Origin of the sequence: Donghicola tyrosinivorans (assembly GCF_003003355.1) — a bacterium.
GTDB classification, from domain to species: domain Bacteria; phylum Pseudomonadota; class Alphaproteobacteria; order Rhodobacterales; family Rhodobacteraceae; genus Donghicola; species Donghicola tyrosinivorans.
Map to the genome: position 1 here is coordinate 291,967 of NZ_PVTQ01000003.1, position 17,881 is coordinate 309,847.

The following is a 17,881-nucleotide window of genomic DNA, read 5'->3' on the forward strand; positions in this document are numbered from 1 at the left end:
CCTTCCGGAGGCCCTTTTTCTTTGCCCGCTGTTCCCGTTTCCAAGGCCTTGCCGGAACGGTAGGCCGCCAGCCTTGCGCTGGATGCAACCCCGTTCTTTTCGCACGCCGCAGCGCTGGCGCAGCCGGAATTTATCTGTCAGACCTTTTGGTAAAATTACGACAGGAGCCCCCATGGATATCCGCGCGCTGTTCGCTGGCCTGATGTTCGGCCTGATGTGGTCGTCTGCCTTCACCTCTGCCCGCATGATTGTGGCCGAGGCCCCGCCTCTGACCGCGCTCACCTTGCGCTTTCTGGTGTCCGGCCTGATCGGTATCGCCATCGCCTATGCCTTGGGCCAACGCGCCCGCCTCTCGGCGGCCCAATGGCGCGCCACGATCCTTTTCGGTATCTGCCAGAACGCGCTCTATCTGGGCCTCAACTTCATCGCCATGCAAACGGTCGAGGCTTCGCTGGCATCTATCATCGCCTCCACCATGCCGCTTTGGGTGGCGATCGTGGGTATCAGCTTTTTTGGCCAATCCATCCGCCCCATGGGCTGGATCGGCCTTGCTGCCGGTATCGCTGGCGTGGCCCTCATCATGGGCACCCGCGTCAATGCGGGCGCTGACCTCTACGGCATCCTCCTTTGCGCCTTGGGCGTCGCCTCGCTCTCTGCAGCGACGCTCAGCGTGCGCGTGGCCTCGGCAGGCGGCAACCGCCTGATGGTTGTGGGCCTGCAAATGCTGGTGGGCTCTGCCGCGCTCCTGCCCTTCGCAGCTGTCTATGAATTCCCCACGCTCGACGTGACGCTCACCCCGCGCCTGACGCTGGCCTTCCTCTACACCACGCTCATCCCAGGCCTTGCAGCGACCTTCGTGTGGTTCTGGCTGGTGGAACGCATCGGAGCCGTCCGCGCCGCCACCTTCCACTTCCTCAACCCGTTTTTCGGGGTCGCCATCGCATCTGTCCTCTTGGGTGAAAAGCTCGGCCCCCTCGATATCGTCGGCGTCACGATCATCGCCGCAGGCATCCTCGCGGTACAGCTTTCGAAGGCCCCACCCCAAACAGAAAAGCGCCCCGCATAAACAGGGCGCTCCTTCTCGTTCATCTTGGCAAAAATACCTCGGGGTCCGGGGCAGAGCCCCGGCGCTCAGCCGATTTTGCCTTGGTTCTCGCCGACGTGACCACGGTGCAGCAGCAGGTGATCAAGGATCACGCAAGCCATCATCGCTTCGCCCACGGGCACAGCGCGGATACCCACGCAAGGATCATGGCGGCCCTTGGTGATGATCTCCGCAGGCTCGCCCGCTTTGGTGATGGTCTTGCGGGTTGTCAGGATTGATGAGGTGGGCTTTACCGCAAAGCGCACAACCACGTCCTGACCAGTCGAAATCCCGCCCAGAATGCCACCCGCGTGGTTCGAGCTGTATTCCGGCCCGTTCGGACCCATGTAAATCTCGTCCGCATTGGCGCTGCCGGTCAGGCAGGCGGCGTTCATGCCTTCGCCGATCTCGACGGCTTTCACGGCGTTGATGCTCATCATCGCGGCGGCCAGATCGGTGTCCAGCTTGCCATAGATCGGCGCACCTAGACCGGCGGGAACGCCGCGGGCAACAACCTCGATCACAGCGCCAACGCTCTCGCCCGACTTGCGCAGACCGTCCAGATAGGTGGCCCACTCATCCGCTGCCACAGCGTCTGGCGTCCAGAAGGGGTTCTGGTCGATCTGGTCCCAATCGAACCGCGCGCGATCGATGCCGTGGGGGCCCATCTGGGTCATGTAGCCTTTGATCTCGATCCCCGGCACCAGCTTGTCCAAAGCGGCGCGGGCCAAGCCGCCAGCCGCCACGCGGGCCGCTGTTTCACGTGCCGAAGAGCGTCCGCCGCCGCGATAATCACGGATGCCGTATTTCTGCCAGTAGGTGATGTCTGCGTGACCGGGGCGGAACTTTTCGACGATATCGCCATAGTCCTTCGACCGCTGGTCGGTGTTGCGGATCATCAGCTGTACGGGGGTGCCGGTGGTTTTGCCTTCAAAGACACCGGACAGAATTTCCACCTCATCGGGCTCGCGGCGCTGGGTGGTGAATTTGTTCTGACCGGGTTTGCGCTTGTCCAACCAGACCTGCAGCATCTCGGGGGTGATTTCAACATTCGGCGGTACGCCGTCCACGGTTGCGCCCAAGGCAGGCCCGTGGCTTTCGCCCCAAGTGGTGACGCGGAAGATGTGACCAAAGGTATTCAGGCTCATGGGCGGGCTCCTGTTGCTTGGGGATGTTCGATAAAGGACGCCCGCGCCAGTGGCAAGCGCGGCCCTTGCATCGCTGGCATTGCCGCTCTAGGTGTAATGCCACCTCGGGGTGGCCGGAACGGCCTGAGATGCAGTGATGCGAACCCGTAGAACCTGAACCGGTTAGGACCGGCGGAGGGAAGGTTGGATCTCTGGCAACAGACCACACCCGTCTCCGCCCGTAACAGTAGGAGACGCCCTTATGAACAAGGCGCTTGTATTTGCAACGGGTCTGATCGCAGCCACTTCGGCAGCCGCCGAGGATAAGCCCGTGCTGACGATCTATGCCCCCGACTATTTCACCAGCGAATGGGGCCCCGGTCCCAGCATCGAACAGGGTTTTGAGGCGATCTGCGCCTGTGATGTCCAGTATCAAGCCGGCGACGTTCTGCCCCGCTTGCTGCTGGAAGGCGAGCGGAACCGCGCAGACGTGGTCATCGGTCTGAACACCGACGTCAGCAAGCAAGCCCGTGAAAGTGGCCTCTTTGCGCCCCACGGTCAGGACCTGTCCGCGCTGACCCTGCCGATCGAGTGGAATGACGACACGTTCTTCCCCTTCAACTGGGGTTACACCGCCTTCGTTTACAACAACGAGAAAATGGCGAACCCGCCTGCCTCGTTCGAGGAACTGCTGAACGCGCCCGATGATGCGTTCAAGGTGGTGCTTCAGGATCCGCGCAGCTCGGCCTCTGGTCTGGCGACCCTGCTGTGGGTCAAGGCGGTCTATGGTGACAAAGCGCCCGAGGCATGGGCCAAGCTGGCCCCCAAAGTGCTGACCGTGACCAAGGGCTGGTCCGAATCCTATGGCCTGTTCACCGATGGCGAAGCGGATATGGTCATGAGCTACACCACCTCGCCCGCCTACCACATCATCGCCGAAGGTGATCTGACCAAGCAGGCTGCGATCTTCCCCGAGGGTCATTACTTTATGGCTGAACTGGTGGCGAAAACCGCGACCACCCAGCAGCCCGAACTGGCGGACCAGTTTCTGGCCTATGTCCTGAGCCAAGAGTTCCAGACCATGATCCCGACCGCCAACTGGTCGTACCCCTCGGCCTTGCCGCAGGATCAGTGGCCTGAAGGTTTCCGCGAGTTGCCCCTGCCCGAAAAGGCCATCTTCTATTCCGAGGATGAGGCCGCAGCCCTGCGCGATGCGGCGCTTGAGGAATGGCTGACCGCCTTCGGGGGCTGATCCCCCTTATTGCCGCCGCGCTTGTGGGTGCGGCGGTGCTTTTGCCGCTGGCGGCCGTCATCTGGCGGGCCGGAGGCCTGTCCCCTTTGGATGGCCGGTCGTGGGATGCGGTCTGGTTCACCCTGTGGCAGGCAGCCCTGTCGGCGGCGCTGTCTGTCGGGCTGGCGGTGCCTGTGGCCCGGGCCTTGGCGCGGCGCCGGTTTCGCGGTCGCGCGGCGCTGGTGGCTTTGCTTGGCGCGCCATTCATTTTGCCGGTGATCGTGGCGATCCTTGGCCTGCTGGCGGTCTTCGGGCAAAAGGGCTGGCTGTCGGATGGGTTGGCGCTGTTCGGCCTGCCTGCTGTGAAGATCTATGGTCTGCATGGCGTTCTGCTGGCCCATGTCTTCTTCAACCTGCCTTTGGCCACGCGCCTTCTGCTGCAAGGCTGGCAGGATATTCCGGCCGAGCGGTTTCGTCTGGCCGCCACTCTTGGCTTTCGCCCTTGGACCATGTTCCGCTTGATCGAGTGGCCCATGCTGCGCCGTATCGCTCCGGGGGCGGCGATGGTGATCTTCGTGATCTGTCTTTCGTCGTTCGCGGTGGCGCTGACTCTTGGGGGCGGTCCAAAGGCGACGACGGTGGAACTGGCGATTTATCAGGCCTTCCGTTTTGATTTCGACATTGGCAAGGCGGCGCAACTGGCTGTGGTGCAACTGGTTCTGGCGGGGGCGGCGGCGCTGGTCGCCATGCGTCTGACCTTGCCTGAGGCGGGGTTTGGCGGGTTGGACCGCATTGTGCCGCGCTGGGATGGCAGTCGCCTGCTGGACGGGTTCTGGATTGCGCTGGTGGCGCTGTTCCTGCTGTTGCCGCTGGCCGCGATCGGGCTGCGCGGGGCGGGGGCTTTGGCCAGCTTGCCTACGTCGGTCTGGCAGGCGGCGCAGTATTCCGTGTGTGTGTCCTTGGGGGCGGTCTTGGTGACGTTGACACTGGCGCTGCCGTTGGCCCTGTCCCGCCGGAGATGGGTGGAGCTTGTGGGCCTTTTGGGCATCGCCAGCTCGCCCTTGGTGTTAGGCACTGGCCTTTATCTGATGATCAACCCGTTCATCGCGCCTTGGGACGTGGCCCTGCCAGTCACAGCGGCGGTGAATGCGGTGATGGCGCTGCCCTTTGCCTTGCGCATATTGCGCCCTGCTGCCGCACAGATCGAGGCCGAGCATGGTCGCTTGGCCGACAGTCTGGACCTACACGGCCTTGCCCGCCTGCGCTGGCTGGTGCTGCCGCGGTTGCGGCGGCCTTTGGGCTTTGCTGCGGGTTTGACGGGGGCTTTGGCGATGGGCGATCTGGGGGTGATCACCTTGTTTGCCGATCCCGACACCGCCACATTGCCCCTACAGATGTACAGGCTGATGGGGGCCTACCGGATGGATCAGGCGGCAGGGGCGGCTTTGCTGCTACTGCTCCTCAGCTTTGGCCTGTTCTGGATTTTCGACCGTGGAGGGCGTGCCCGTGCTGACACTTGAGGGCTTGCAGATCATTCAGGATGACTTCCGCCTTTGCGCGGATTGGAAGGTCGCGAAAGGCACCCGTGTGGCGATCATTGGCCCGTCGGGCGGCGGCAAGTCTACGCTGCTGGCGGCCATCTGTGGCTTTACGCCTGCCACGGGGCGCGTGTTGTGGGACGGCGCGGGGCTGGATGCTCTTGCCCCCGGTAAGCGCCCCATTGCGATGCTGTTTCAGGATCAGAACCTGTTTCCCCACCTGACCGCCGCCCAGAATGTGGGTCTTGCCCTAAGCCAGAAGCGCTTGACCACCGACCAGCAGATGCGTGTGGCGCAGGCGTTGGCCCGTGTGGGGCTAGAGGGGTTTGAGGGTCGCAAACCGGCGCAACTGTCTGGCGGTCAGCAAAGCCGTGTCGCTTTGGCGCGGCTTCTGCTGCAAGATCGTCCGCTTTGGCTGCTGGACGAGCCTTTTGCCGCCCTCGGCCCCGGTCTGCGCAGTGAAATGCTGGCGCTGGTCCATCAGATCGCTTTGGAGATGGGGGCGACCGTGTTGATGGTGACCCATGATCCTGAAGATGCCCGCAAGTTTGCGCAGATGATTGTGGTGGTGGATCAGGGCGTGGCGCAGGCTCCGCGTGATGTGGATGAGGTTTTCGCGAACCCCGATCAGGCATTGCAGGACTATCTGGGGCGCTAAGGGGACACTCTGACACATCGCTGTCATCCTGCTGTGGCGTATTCTGACAGCATTTCAGGAGCAGATTTCATGATGTTCAGAATTTCCTTCGGGCTGGCGGTGTTGACTGCTGCCTTGCATATACTCGTCGGAACCTTCGATACGCTGGCCCCGATGCTGAACGCGGATTTGCCCGAGGCGGTCAGGGGCACTCTGCATGCGTGCTGGCATATGGTTAGCCTGTTTTTGGCGGTCTCGGCTTGGTGCATTTGGCGGCGGCATCCCGCCGCGCCGGTGTTGGCGGGAATGTGGGTGGCAAGTGCGCTGGTCTTTGTGATGGTGGCTGTCTGGCAAGGCGGCGCTGGCGGCTTGCTGGTGTTGCCCCAGTGGAGCTTGTTGGCGCTGACCGGCGCGCTTTACCTTTGGGCAAACCGCGCCGCGCTGTGACGGCATTTGCCAAAAGGCCCCGTTCCCCCTAAAGCGGAAGCAGAAGGGCAGGCGGATGGGTCTGCCTCCATGTTTTGATAGCGAAAGATCTGCCCATGACCGCCAAGAAACGTATCGTCCTGTCCAGCGACCACGCCGCGATCGAGCTGCGTCTGGCCATTGTTAAGCACATCGAAGCCCAAGGCTATGAAGCTGTGGACATCGGTCCGACCACGCCCGACAGTGTACACTACCCCGCGATGGGGGAAGAGGCGGCCAAAAAGGTGGCCTCGGGCGATTGTGATCTGGGCATCATCCTGTGCGGCACCGGTCAGGGCATCATGATGGCGGCCAACAAGGTCAAAGGCATTCGCTGCGGCGTCTGCAACGAGACATTCTCGGCCAAAATGATCCGCGCCCATAATGACGCGCAAATCCTGTCGATGGGCGCCCGCGTGGTGGGCCTTGGTCTGGCGCTTGAGATCGTGGACGCCTTCCTTGGGACCGAGTTCGAGGGCGGCCGTCACGGCCTGCGCGTTGACATGATCAAGGATATGGAAGCCTAAGGCTTTCACCCGTTCGGAACGGTTGTAAGGCGTGTCCGGAAGGGCGCGCCTTTTTCGTTGCCGTTAGGGAAAGGGCAACGCGGGCAAAAACACGAAAGGTCACGCTAAATCGGACGATCTACGGGCCGTTTCCCTTCTTCGAAGGACGAACATCTTCTTCCTTCGGGTATTACTGGTATCTGTTTGCGTCATTTCCAATCCGCACGCGGAGTCGCTCTGCCGTTAACCCCGTCTTTAGATGTTTCGTAAATCTTTTGATGTAGGTTCGGCGTTGACGATGCGTGTTTGGAAGGACGCCATCGGGCAAAGGGCCGTTTATGTAACAGGACAGTGCCCATGCGTACCCTTGCAGACCGGATCCGCCATGTGATCGCCTACGAAATTATCGCGATGCTTGTGGTGGTGCCTGTCGGCTCGGCGGTGTTCGGGACGCAGATGCTGGACATGGGGGTTGTGGGGATCGTCGGTGCGACGATCGCGACCCTTTGGAACTTTGCCTTCAACTATGTGTTCGATCTGGGGATGCAGCAGGCATGTGGCACCACCGAAAAGCGGGGCCTTCAGCGGCTGTTGCACGGGGTTCTGTTCGAAGGGGGGCTGACCCTGATCCTGCTGCCGTTCCTGTCGTGGTACTTGGGGATCACGGTTCTACAGGCGCTGGCCATGCACATCAGTTTTGCCATCTTTTACTTCGGCTACACGCTGGTCTTTAACTGGGCCTATGATCGCGTCTTTCCTTTGCCTGAATGGCAAGACGCCAACGCCTGAACCCACCGACATTCCGGTAACGAAAAAGCCCCGCCAGATCGCTCTGGCGGGGCTTTTCCTAATCTTGCGTCAGACGATTAATCGTCCTTGCGGCCGTATTTGACCGGCGCCCAGATGCGCTTGTTGGTCAGGTACAGCAGAACTGCCAGAACCGAGAGGAAGATCACGCCGGTCAGACCTGCGGTCTTACGCTGCATCATCTTGGGTTCTGCGGCCCACATCAGGAACGCAGCAACGTCCTGAACTTCGTGGTGCAGCTCGTTCGAGTGACCGTCGTCAAAGTCCACATCCTCGCCCATCAGCGGCGGCGCCATGCCGATCCAGCTGCCGGGGACAGTGTGGGCGCCGTGCTCGTCCTTACACTCTTCAGGGTAACCACCGGCGGTGAAGACGGTGTTGTAGTAACCCGAGAAGCCTTCAGGCGCACAATCAGGCGCTTCGTGGTAGCCGGCCAGCAGTGACGCGATGTACTCGGGGCCGCCCATGCCTTTGACGATCTGGTTGATACCCAGACCGATGGGGCCGTGGAAGCCAGCGCGACCTTTCGCCATCAGCGACAGGTCAGGCGCGCCAACGCCAGTGTTCGCGGGAAATTTGTCCGCGGGGGTGGCGGGACGGTAATCGTCCAGGCTTTTGTCAAAGACTTCGATGTTTGCCGCGTAGGCACGCACCTGATCTTCGGGCAGGCCGGGGCCGGTTTCGTCACCAAGAGTGCGCAGGGGAACGTACTTCAGACCGTGGCACGCCGAGCAAACCTCGGTGAAGATCTTCAGGCCGCGCTGCAGCTGGTTCTGGTCATAAGCACCGAAGGGGCCTTCGAACGAGAAAGCGTAGTCTTCGATATGTGCTGTGCCGCCCGACGCAAGGGCCGCACCGGCCGAAAGGCCGAGTGCTGCAAATGCGGTAAGGGTCAGTTTCCGGATCATAGTGGTCACCTTTCTTACTCGGCCGGGGTGCCGGCTTTGTCGCCGTAGTGCGCTTTGAAGTCGTCTTCGATGGTCGCAACCGGAGTCTCGGGCTTCTCGAAGATACCCAGCAGCGGCAGGACTACCAGGAAGTACGCGAACCAGTAGGTTGCACCCAGCAGCGAGATGTAGGGGTAGATACCTTCAGCGGGCATAGCGCCGGCCCACATCAGCACCATGAAGTCGATGCAGAGCAGACGGAACCACCACTTGAAGGCGGGACGGTAACGGCCCGAACGGACGCTCGAGGTGTCCAGCCAGGGGGCCAGAGCCATCACAGCGATCGCACCGAACATCGCCAGAACACCAAAGAATTTGGCGTCGATGATGCCGAACGAAATCCAGCTAGCGAACTGAACAACCCAAACTTCCGAGTCAAACGCACGCAGGATCGCGTAGAAGGGCAGGAAGTACCATTCGGGAACGATGTGCGAAGGCGTCGCCAGCGGGTTTGCTTCCAGATAGTTGTCGGGGTGACCCAGGTAGTTGGGCATGAAGCCGACAACTGCGAAGAACACGGCCAGAACAACTGCCAGAGCGAACAGGTCCTTGATCACGAAGTAGGGCCAGAAGGGCAGAGTGTCTTTTTCTGCTTCGGCTTTCGAGGTGCGGCGCACGTCAACACCCGAGGGGTTGTTGTTGCCGGTGTGGTGGAACGCCCAGATGTGGACGACAACCAGACCTGCGATCAGGAAGGGCAGCAGGTAGTGCAGCGAGAAGAAGCGGTTCAGCGCGGGCTGACCCACAGCCGATGCACCCAGCAGCCAAGTTTGGATCGATTCACCAATGAAGGGGATCGCGCCGAACAGGCCGGTGATAACTGCGGTACCGTGGAACGACATCTGGCCCCAGGGCAGAACGTAGCCCATGAACGCGGTGCCCATCATCAGCAGGTAGATCAGCATACCGACGATCCATGTGATCTCGCGGGGTGCCTTGTACGAGCCGTAGAACAGGCCACGGAAGATGTGCAGGTAAACAGCGGTGAAGAACAGCGACGCGCCGTTCATGTGCAGGTAGCGGATGAAGTGGCCGCCATTCACGTCACGCATGATGTGTTCGATCGAAGCGAACGCCATGTCGACGTGGGGGGTGTAGTGCATCACCAGAACAACGCCGGTAATGATCTGCAGAGCCAGACAGAAAGTCAGAATGATGCCCCAGATCCACATCCAGTTGAGGTTCTTGGGGGTGGGGATCATCAAGGTGTCATACAGCAGGCCGATGATCGGCAGACGGCTGTTGATCGCCTTGGTGATGCCGGACTTCGGCTCGTAATGGTCGTGTGGGATACCCGACATAGTTAAATCTCCTCTCCCTTAACCCAGCTTGATCGTGGCATCGTCCACGAACTCGGCTACGGGGATGTGCAGGTTTTCGGGCGCGGGTCCTTTACGGATACGTCCGGCGGTGTCGTAGTGCGAACCGTGGCAGGGGCAGAACCAGCCGCCAAAGTCGCCTGCGCCGTCACCCAGAGGCACACAGCCCAGGTGGGTGCAAACACCCATCATCAGTAGCCATTCGCCGTTTTCGTCCATGGCGCGGTTCTCGTCGGTTGCCGGAGCATCCGCGGGATCGTTTGCGTTACGGGCGTTGGTGTCGATCAACTGGCTCATCTCGACGGCACGGGCCGCTTCGATCTCTGCTTCGGTGCGGCGGCGAATGAACACCGGCTTGCCCTGCCACAGGACAGTCATCTGCGAGCCGACCTCAAGGGCACTCACGTCCACACGGATCGACGACAACGCTTTCACGTCTGCCGAGGGGTTCATCTGGTTCACGAGGGGCCAGATTGCGGCACCTGCGGTCACAGCACCTGCGCCTGCAGTGGCGTAGTAGAGGAAATCTCTGCGGGTGCCTTCGTGGTCTTCTGCGTGGGACACGAGGTTTCTCCATTCTTTGCCGGCCACATCGCGGAAACGGCTTTCCGAAACAGGGACCGGGCAGATACAGATTTAGGCCACGGAAAATCCCGTAGCCCTTGTCATCACGCGCTATTTAACGAGAGGGTTTGCATCCGTCCAGCGGACATTCGCGCACACCTGCCGGTTCAGAGGCCGGAAAACTGGCGCAAGGTGCCGGAAATCAACATGGTGCGGCAGATGACCACATCAAGTCGGGTATTTGAGTAAAAAACTCAGGGTACGTGCAGGGAATCACCCTTGCGGGATCGTCGCCTGCATCGCGGGGCGCTGCAAATAGACTTCGGCCCATGCCGCCAAAGCGGGTCTGCCCACCCGCCAAGCCCTTTGCGGGTGCCGGAAATCCAGATACCCCAGCGCAACTCCGACGGCGATCTGCGCCGCATCGTGGGGCCCGTTCAGATGGCTCATCCAGCGTGATTCCAGCGCATCCAGCCCGTTGCTGATTTTGGTCCATTGCCCTTCCATCCAAGGCGCAATAGGCTCTGGGCGGAATTTGGCCTCATAGACCATCAAAACAGCCGCATCCATGATAGCATCGGCGCTGGCCTCTAGGGTCAGCACCTCCCAAATCCGCGCCTCAGGATATAAAGACGTGCCCGCCCGCACATCCAGATAGCGGGTGATCACGCGGCTGTCGTAAAGCGCGGGGCCATCTTCACGCACCAAGGCAGGGATTTTGCCCGCAGGGTTTATGGCAATCAGCGCCGGATCAGGGGCTACGGGATTCGCCACCGCATCGACCAAATCGGTCTGAGCCAGCAAACCTGTCTCATGCAATGTCACCATGACCTTGCGCACAAAAGGCGAGGGGCCCGCCTTATATAAAGTCAGTCCCATAGCTTGCGTACCTTCAGCCGTCCGATCACCGCGCCGTCCACTTCGAATCCCTTTCCAAGCCCGCCAAAGCGCACCACCCGCCGGAACCGGCCCGACATACGCCGCTCATTGTTCAAGGCATCCTCGCGATAGGCCATCCCTTCGGGAACTTCATCCAGCGCATCTTCCAAAGGCTGGGATCGTACCGCCTCGGGCAAGCGCCGCGCGGCGGCATAGGCGGCCAAAGCCACCAAGCCGTATCGCAAGACAACAGACGCCACTGGCGCCAAGGGCAAAGCCATTCCTTGATCCTCCCCGGCCAATTCAACACCAGCCTAGCAGATCAAAAAAAAACCGCCCGCTTCTTTATTGCATAAATACTCACAACTGCGCGAAGACCGGCCAAGGCCGATCACGCCCGCAATTGCGCGCCGTCCACCCCAAGGATCACCGTCCGCACAATCTGGCTTTCGGGCTGATCGGTGTCAAAGACTACCTCGGTGAACTGCTCGGTCCGGCCCATACGGGGGTTTTCCAGCAAGATCGAATGCTCGCGTCCCACCTGAGCGGCCAGATGTAGGGCAACGCGGCGCTCTCCGGCGTCGCGCAGTCGCGCGGCCCGTTCCTTGATCGCGCCACCTTTGACCTGCGGCATCCGCGCAGCGGGGGTGCCTTGGCGGGGCGAGTATGGAAAGACGTGCAGCCATGTCAGCTGGCAGTCATCCACCAGCTTTAGCGAGTTTTCAAAGTGGGCATCGGTCTCGGTCGGGAAACCGGCGATGATATCGGCGCCAAAGGTCATCTCGGGACGCAGTTTCAACGCCTCTTCGGTAAAGCGGATGGCGTCGTCGCGCAGGTGGCGGCGTTTCATGCGCTTTAGAATCAGGTCGTCCCCGTGCTGTAGAGACAAATGCAGGTGGGGCATCAGGCGCGGTTCGGTGGCGATGGCCTGCATAAGCGCCTCATCCACCTCAATCGAATCGATCGAGGAAATCCGCAGGCGCGGCAGATCAGGCACCAGTTTCAGGATGCGCAGCACCAGATCCCCCAGTTTCGGGGTCGCAGGCAGATCCGCGCCCCAACTGGTCAGGTCAACGCCGGTCAGAACCACTTCGTTAAAACCACGGTCCACCAGACGTTTGATCTGGTCCACCACCACCCCTGCAGGAACCGAGCGGGAATTCCCGCGGCCAAAGGGGATGATGCAGAAGGTGCAGCGATGGTCACAGCCGTTTTGAACCTGCACATAGGCGCGGCTGCGGGTGCCGAAACCGTCGATCAGGTGTCCTGCGGTCTCGGTCACCGACATAATGTCGTCCACCTGAACCCGCTCGGTCTCGCCGATAAAGTTCGGACCTTTGGCCAGACCCTGCCACGTCTCGGCCTGCATCTTTTCGGTGTTGCCGATAATGTGGTCGACCTCTGCCATGGCGGCAAAGGTTTCGGGCTCGGTCTGGGCGGCGCAGCCGGTCACGATGATCTTGGCGTCGGGATTCTCGCGGCGGATGCGGCGGATTTCCTGACGGGCTTTGCGCACGGCCTCGGCGGTCACGGCGCAGGTGTTCACCACATGGGCGTTCGAAAGGCCGGCCTGCTGGCTCAGCTCTTCCATGGCATGGGTCTCATAGGCGTTCAGACGGCAGCCCAGAGTGGTGAACTTGGGGACATCAACCATTGTGTGCGCTCAGGAATTCAGGGGTGAAGGTGCCGCTAAAGACATGGGCGGTGGGGCCTTCCATCCAGACGCCATCTTCGCGCCAGTCGATGACCAGATCGCCGATCTCAAGGCTGATGCGTACTTTGCGGCCCGTGATGCCACGGCGGGCAGCGGCCACAGCGGTGGCGCAGCTGCTAGAGCCCGAGGCCATCGTGATCCCCGTGCCCCGCTCCCAAACGCGCATGCGCAGGTGATCGGGTGCGATCAGATGGGCGACCTGCACATTGGTGCGCTGGGGGAACAGCGGGTGATGTTCGTGGGCAGGGCCAAAGGTGGTCAGGTCCACCGCCTCGGCATCTTCCACAAAGAAGGTGCAATGGGGATTGCCCATGCCGGTGCCCACAGGATCGCCATCAATGGGCAGATGCAGGGTGTCGATGTCCTCTGCGATGGGAATTTCGTTCCATGCCAGCAGGGGCGCACCCATATTCACGCGGGTCAGGCCGTTGCCGCCGTCTTCGCAAGGCAGCAGACCACGCTCTGTCTCAAGCACCAGCGCATTGACGCCGCGCACATCCATCAGATGGCGGGCAATACAGCGGGTGGCATTGCCGCAGGTCGCCGACAGCGAGCCATCCGCATTATAGAACACCAGACGCGCATCCGAGCGGTCCGAGTCCTCGATCACGGCAAGCTGATCGAATCCCACTCCGGTATTCCGGTGGGCAATCGCGGTCACAAGTTCAGGCGACAAGCCATTCGGCACATCGCTGGCGTGGATCACCACGAAATCATTGCCAAGCCCGTGCATCTTCATGAACGGCAGGCCTTGGGAGGGGGCATCATGTCTTTGCATGAGGCGGCATATACGCCCCCCAAATTCATGAATCCAGCATGTGCCGAAAAAAGTTTACATTTCTCTATTGACCCCCCCGCCTACAAACCGTAGAAGCCGCCCACACGCTGAAGAGTGGGCCGTTAGCTCAGTTGGTAGAGCAACTGACTTTTAATCAGTGGGTCGCAGGTTCGAATCCTGCACGGCTCACCACTCTCCTCCCGGTCGGCAAGAAATGCCGCTGAAACAGGAGCTTAGCGTATCTGCATCGACACTGAATTACCTCAAGTCGGATTGCAGATGGATTTATTTCCACCACTCACAATTATCCGGGGCTGCGCCTTTTGTGCGCGCCCCTGATAATGTGCGTCTGCTATACAGAGTAGGCCAAGATGCGGCTGATTTGGGTCAGTCCGCGGCCCGACTCCGTCATCCATTTATTGAAGGCCGATTGAATTGCGCTCTGCGCTTTGGATGACGTTGCGGAAGCGTCGATGATTCCCTCGGCCTTCAGACGGGCCAAAACATCGGTGGTCAGAATAAAAGAATCGCGGCCCATTTCGCGCAGAACCCGCTGGCCGGTCATCGCACCAAGGCGGCTGCCCTGTTTCGACCTGATCTTTGTCAGGCCGATTTGGTCGGTCACGGGCCAATCTGCAAAGAATCGCGCGGCGCTGCCATTTTCTTTTGCCAGATCCATCAGGAATCGGGCGTTCTCTAGCACGGCCTGAATTTTTTGCCCGTTGCGGACGATTCTTTCATCGCCGAGCAGCCGGTCGAGGTCTTCGTCGTGGTAAAAACCCACGCGGGCCACGTCGAACCTGTCAAAGGCGGCTTCAAACCCTTCCCATTTGGCGTCGATGACTTTCCAGTTGAAGCCTGCCTGAAAGATGCATTTGGCCATGGTGGCCAGCCAGCGGTCGTCGGTGGTGTTTTGCAGCGCCTCTTGGGGTAGGGGCGCGGGCAGCATGGCCTCAAGCGCCTCTGGTCCGCCTTTGCGGTCAGCGGCAATGGCGTAGAGTTCTTCGAATGTGCGCATGAAACGTCCCCCTCTTATCAAATTGAGCGCAGCCTAAAGGCTGCGCGCAGGTTCGGGGAATGAAAAAGGGCGCTTGCTGCGCCCTTTTTGGTGTCAGATGTCGAAGACAACGCCTTGGGCCAGCGGCAATTGGCTGGAGTAGTTCACCGTGTTGGTGGCGCGACGCATGTAGCCTTTCCACGCGTCCGAGCCGGATTCGCGACCACCGCCGGTTTCCTTTTCCCCGCCGAAGGCGCCGCCGATTTCCGCGCCCGAGGTGCCGATGTTGACGTTGGCGATGCCGCAGTCGCTGCCTGCTGCCGAAAGGAATTGTTCAGTTTCACGCACATTCAGGGTGAAGATGCAGGAAGACAGGCCCGCGCCAACTGCGTTCTGTGCCTCAATCGCCGCATCAAAGTCGGTGTATTTGGTCACATATAGAATGGGCGCAAAGGTTTCATGCAACATGGGGCCGGATTGTTCGGGCATCTCAACCAGTGCAGGGCGGGCGTAATAGGCGCTTTCTGCGCCGGTATCCACGCGGCCGCCGCCGTGGACGGTGCCGCCCACTGCTTTGGCGTCACTCAGGGCCTTTTCCATGCCGTCGAAGGCGTCTTTGTCGATCAGGGGGCCGACCAGATGGTTGGCTTCAAGAGGGTTGCCGACCGAAACGGATTCGTAGGCTTTGACCAGACGTGGGACCAGATCGTCATAGACATCCGCGTGAACAAACAGGCGGCGCTGGCTGGTGCAGCGCTGGCCGGCTGTGCCCATAGCGCCAAAGGCGACCGCGCGCAGGGTCATGTCCAGATCGGCTGATGGGCAGACGATGCCCGCGTTGTTGCCGCCCAGTTCCAGAATGCAGCGGCCAAAGCGTTCAGCCACTTTCGGGCCGACGATGCGGCCCATGCGGGTCGAGCCGGTGGCCGAGACCAGCGCCACGTCGGGATCTTCGACCAGCGCGTTGCCCACATCAGCGCCGCCGATCAGCAGTTGCGCAAGCCCTTCGGGGGCATCGCCAAAGCGGTCCAGCGCCTTTTGCAGGATTGCCATGCTGGCCAGGGCGGTTAGCGGGGATTTTTCCGACGGTTTCCAGATCACGGGGTTGCCGCAGACCAGAGCCAATGCCGCGTTCCACGACCAGACCGCCACGGGGAAGTTGAAGGCCGAGATGATGCCGACCACACCTAGCGGGTGCCATTGTTCCATCATGCGGTGACCGGGGCGTTCGGTGGCGATGGTCAGACCATATAGCTGACGCGACAGGCCGGTGGCGAAATCGCAGATGTCGATCATCTCTTGCACTTCGCCAAGGCCCTCGGACGGGATCTTGCCCGCCTCGATCGAGACCATGCGGCCCAGTGCCTCTTTATGGGTGCGCAACTCTTCCCCCAGCAGGCGGACCAGTTCGCCCCGCTTGGGGGCCGGAACCATGCGCCATTCTTTAAAGGCAGCGCGGGCACGGGCCACGGCGGCGGCGGTATCCTCGGCGGTGTTTTCGGGCAGTGCGGCGATTTCCTCGCCGGTCATGGGGCTGATCTTGGTCAGGGTGCCACCGGTGTAGAGGGCGGGATCAACCCCGAGGCTGTCCAGAATGGATTTGGCGTCTTGTGCCAGTGTCATAGCAAATCTCACTGTTGGGAGGGATGGACGGGCCGCTCTTATTCGGCGGCGGCCCCTTTGGTCAGAGCAGCAACGCAGGCCGCACGAGAGGCGTCCTCGATCTGCTGGTAATGGTCGAATTCGTTCAGCACCTTCGCGCCCAGATCGGTTTCAAACCGTTGCTGGTTGGGGCTGGCCGCGAATTCCTGTGCATCGTCATCGCCAAGGTTCGATTGGAAGATGCCAGCGGCGCTGACGGGCAGGAAATCCTCATAAACGATGGGATCAATGCGCACGTAGCCTTGGGCCAGCAGCTGTTCGGCGTCCAGACCTGCGATCTGGCCCGCATTGGCGCGGCCCTTGTCGGTGAGGGACCATTCAAAATAGCCCAGACTGTCTTCGCGGATACCTTCCAGCGTGTCGGGGAAGGCGGTGAAGGTCTCTTGCAGCGCGGCCATATATGCGTCGGTGTTCGAGCCATCCGCCGCAGGGCGTACCTTTTCGCGGGTCTTGGTCAGCAGCGCATCATAAAGAGCGCGGCCCACGGGGGTCAGGGCCTGACCGCGGGCCTCAATCTCGCCAAAGCGGGCGGTGTGGCTACCGTCTTTGCCGTCAAAGCTGACTGCCTCGGACAGCGCCTTAAAGCTGGTTTGGCGCAGCAGGATCGGGAAGGCGCGGCGGGGCGGGCCTTCGATCACCGCTTTGGGGTCGATCCCGTGTTCGGGCATCAACTCTTGCACGCGGTCGATGTCCAGCGTGCGCGGGGTCAGGTGGTTGATGTGCGGTCCTTTGAACGAGACCACATCCGCCACAAGGCGGTGCGCATCATGCAGGCGCTGGTAGAGGTCGGCGCTGACGTTGGCTTCGGGGTGCCAGCGGAAGGTTTCCAGCGCCTCGGCGACAAACTCATCGGCCTGCGCCTCGGTCAGGCCCCCTTGGGATTCGGCCAAATCAATCAGTTCCAGACAGCGCGGGGTGTAGATCTGGCGTTCTGCCAGCACCTTTGCGGCAGTGTCGCGCAGGGCGGCGTCCGAGATCAGGTCCAGCCGCAGCAGCGAGGTAAAGACGCGGAAGGGGTTGCGGCGCAGGGCATCCTCGCCCACGGGGCGGAAGGCGGTGGAATGCACGGGCACGCTTGCCTCGGTCAGGTCATAATATCCGACGGGCTGCATTCCCATGACAGCAAACAGGCGGCGCATGGTGGCCAGTTCCTGCGGGGTGCCAAGCCGGATGGCGCCATGACGTTCTTCGCTGATGCGGGACAGCTGGTCGGTCTGTTCCAGATCGCTGCGCAGCTGCGCATTCGCGGCCAGCACGCCATCGTTCACGTCCGAGACGATCTGCATCAGCGTGCCATAGGCGGGGACCTCGGTCCGGTACATGGCCGACATGGCAGCGGAAAAGCGGCTACGGATGTCGTCGGGGTGGGCGAATTGGGTCATCGGGCGCTCCTGCGATCACGGCGGTCGGGTACAGACTTAGCATAGCCGATCCCGATTGTATGATGAGCGCTGTCTGAGACTTTATTCCCCGCAGGAATGACGAACACACTTTTTGACGTTTGAAACGTCACTTGGCACAGGCCTTGCACTTTGGGGTGTAGGTATGCGTTGGGGAAAAGTGGCGCTGCTGGCAAACAAAAAGGCCCGGCGAATTGCCGGGCCTGAACACTCGTTGCCTGAAGCC

The 17,881-nt window shown here is 61.1% G+C and carries 18 protein-coding genes, 1 tRNA gene and 1 riboswitch; of the genes, 8 read left to right on the forward strand and 11 right to left on the reverse strand.

The genetic code is table 11. The features are described 5' to 3' along the window. The first annotated feature begins 172 nt into the window (after positions 1–172). Positions 173–1,066 carry a DMT family transporter gene (locus CLV74_RS06180; RefSeq protein ID WP_106263361.1) on the forward strand — a complete coding sequence of 298 codons (894 nt, stop codon included), beginning with the start codon at positions 173–175 and terminating at the stop codon, positions 1,064–1,066. A 65-nt stretch (positions 1,067–1,131) separates the two neighbouring features. Here the strand turns inward: CLV74_RS06180 and aroC are convergent, their stop codons facing one another. Further along, positions 1,132–2,232: a chorismate synthase gene (gene aroC / locus CLV74_RS06185; protein WP_106263362.1), complete on the reverse strand. Its 1,101-nt coding sequence runs from the start codon at positions 2,230–2,232 to the stop codon at positions 1,132–1,134. A 95-nt stretch (positions 2,233–2,327) separates the two neighbouring features. After that, positions 2,328–2,429: riboswitch (TPP riboswitch) on the forward strand. Positions 2,430–2,473: 44 nt separating this feature from the next. On the opposite strand from aroC, the gene thiB reads away from it, so the two are divergent. The 6 genes from thiB to CLV74_RS06215 all read left to right on the forward strand — a co-directional run bounded on the left by thiB (position 2,474) and on the right by CLV74_RS06215 (position 7,377). Further along, positions 2,474–3,463, forward strand: coding sequence for a thiamine ABC transporter substrate binding subunit (gene thiB, locus CLV74_RS06190; protein WP_106263363.1), 990 nt, complete (start codon positions 2,474–2,476; stop codon positions 3,461–3,463). Beyond that, positions 3,439–4,962: an ABC transporter permease family protein gene (locus tag CLV74_RS06195; RefSeq protein WP_106263364.1), complete on the forward strand. Its 1,524-nt coding sequence runs from the start codon at positions 3,439–3,441 to the stop codon at positions 4,960–4,962. The genes thiB and CLV74_RS06195 overlap by 25 nt, the downstream gene beginning before the upstream one ends. After that, the gene (locus CLV74_RS06200) at positions 4,949–5,638 is read left to right on the forward strand and encodes a thiamine ABC transporter ATP-binding protein (protein WP_106263514.1); all 690 of its coding nucleotides are present in this window, start codon (positions 4,949–4,951) and stop codon (positions 5,636–5,638) included. Before CLV74_RS06195 ends, CLV74_RS06200 begins: the two co-directional genes overlap by 14 nt. A 69-nt stretch (positions 5,639–5,707) precedes the next feature. Continuing rightward, positions 5,708–6,064, forward strand: coding sequence for a hypothetical protein (locus CLV74_RS06205; RefSeq protein WP_106263365.1), 357 nt, complete (start codon positions 5,708–5,710; stop codon positions 6,062–6,064). A 95-nt stretch (positions 6,065–6,159) separates the two neighbouring features. Beyond that, the gene (rpiB, locus tag CLV74_RS06210; RefSeq protein ID WP_106263366.1) at positions 6,160–6,609 is read left to right on the forward strand and encodes a ribose 5-phosphate isomerase B; all 450 of its coding nucleotides are present in this window, start codon (positions 6,160–6,162) and stop codon (positions 6,607–6,609) included. 336 nt (positions 6,610–6,945) lie between these two features. Next, complete coding sequence (locus CLV74_RS06215) at positions 6,946–7,377, forward strand: PACE efflux transporter (protein ID WP_106263367.1); 432 nt, start codon at positions 6,946–6,948, stop codon at positions 7,375–7,377. 77 nt (positions 7,378–7,454) lie between these two features. Here CLV74_RS06215 and CLV74_RS06220 read toward each other — a convergent pair whose 3' ends face one another. The 7 genes from CLV74_RS06220 to dapF form a co-directional block, all read right to left on the reverse strand. Next, on the reverse strand, positions 7,455–8,303 hold the full coding sequence (locus CLV74_RS06220) for a cytochrome c1 (protein WP_106263368.1): 849 nt from the start codon (positions 8,301–8,303) through the stop codon (positions 7,455–7,457). Between the two features lie 14 nt (positions 8,304–8,317). Beyond that, on the reverse strand, positions 8,318–9,643 hold the full coding sequence (locus CLV74_RS06225) for a cytochrome b (RefSeq protein WP_106263369.1): 1,326 nt from the start codon (positions 9,641–9,643) through the stop codon (positions 8,318–8,320). An 18-nt stretch (positions 9,644–9,661) separates the two neighbouring features. Next, positions 9,662–10,225, reverse strand: coding sequence for a ubiquinol-cytochrome c reductase iron-sulfur subunit (gene petA, locus CLV74_RS06230; protein ID WP_106263370.1), 564 nt, complete (start codon positions 10,223–10,225; stop codon positions 9,662–9,664). A 273-nt stretch (positions 10,226–10,498) separates the two neighbouring features. Continuing rightward, positions 10,499–11,098, reverse strand: coding sequence for a glutathione S-transferase (locus CLV74_RS06235; protein ID WP_425430971.1), 600 nt, complete (start codon positions 11,096–11,098; stop codon positions 10,499–10,501). Further along, positions 11,095–11,385, reverse strand: a complete 291-nt coding sequence (locus tag CLV74_RS06240; protein WP_106263372.1) for a hypothetical protein — start codon at positions 11,383–11,385, stop codon at positions 11,095–11,097. Before CLV74_RS06240 ends, CLV74_RS06235 begins: the two co-directional genes overlap by 4 nt. Positions 11,386–11,495: 110 nt before the next feature. Further along, entirely contained in the window at positions 11,496–12,758 is a 1,263-nt protein-coding gene (gene mtaB / locus CLV74_RS06245) for a tRNA (N(6)-L-threonylcarbamoyladenosine(37)-C(2))-methylthiotransferase MtaB (protein ID WP_106263373.1), read from the reverse strand. After that, positions 12,751–13,596 carry a diaminopimelate epimerase gene (gene dapF, locus CLV74_RS06250; protein WP_106263374.1) on the reverse strand — a complete coding sequence of 282 codons (846 nt, stop codon included), beginning with the start codon at positions 13,594–13,596 and terminating at the stop codon, positions 12,751–12,753. The genes mtaB and dapF overlap by 8 nt, the downstream gene beginning before the upstream one ends. A 116-nt stretch (positions 13,597–13,712) precedes the next feature. On the opposite strand from dapF, the gene CLV74_RS06255 reads away from it, so the two are divergent. After that, a tRNA-Lys gene (locus tag CLV74_RS06255) sits at positions 13,713–13,788 on the forward strand. Between the two features lie 160 nt (positions 13,789–13,948). On the opposite strand, the gene CLV74_RS06260 is transcribed toward CLV74_RS06255, so the two are convergent. From CLV74_RS06260 to hglS, 3 genes are all read right to left on the reverse strand, one after another. Beyond that, positions 13,949–14,614 carry a DNA-3-methyladenine glycosylase I gene (locus CLV74_RS06260; RefSeq protein ID WP_106263375.1) on the reverse strand — a complete coding sequence of 222 codons (666 nt, stop codon included), beginning with the start codon at positions 14,612–14,614 and terminating at the stop codon, positions 13,949–13,951. A gap of 93 nt (positions 14,615–14,707) precedes the next feature. After that, entirely contained in the window at positions 14,708–16,216 is a 1,509-nt protein-coding gene (amaB, locus tag CLV74_RS06265) for an L-piperidine-6-carboxylate dehydrogenase (RefSeq protein WP_106263376.1), read from the reverse strand. Between the two features lie 38 nt (positions 16,217–16,254). Continuing rightward, positions 16,255–17,637: a 2-oxoadipate dioxygenase/decarboxylase HglS gene (hglS, locus tag CLV74_RS06270; protein WP_106263377.1), complete on the reverse strand. Its 1,383-nt coding sequence runs from the start codon at positions 17,635–17,637 to the stop codon at positions 16,255–16,257. Positions 17,638–17,881 lie beyond the last annotated feature (244 nt).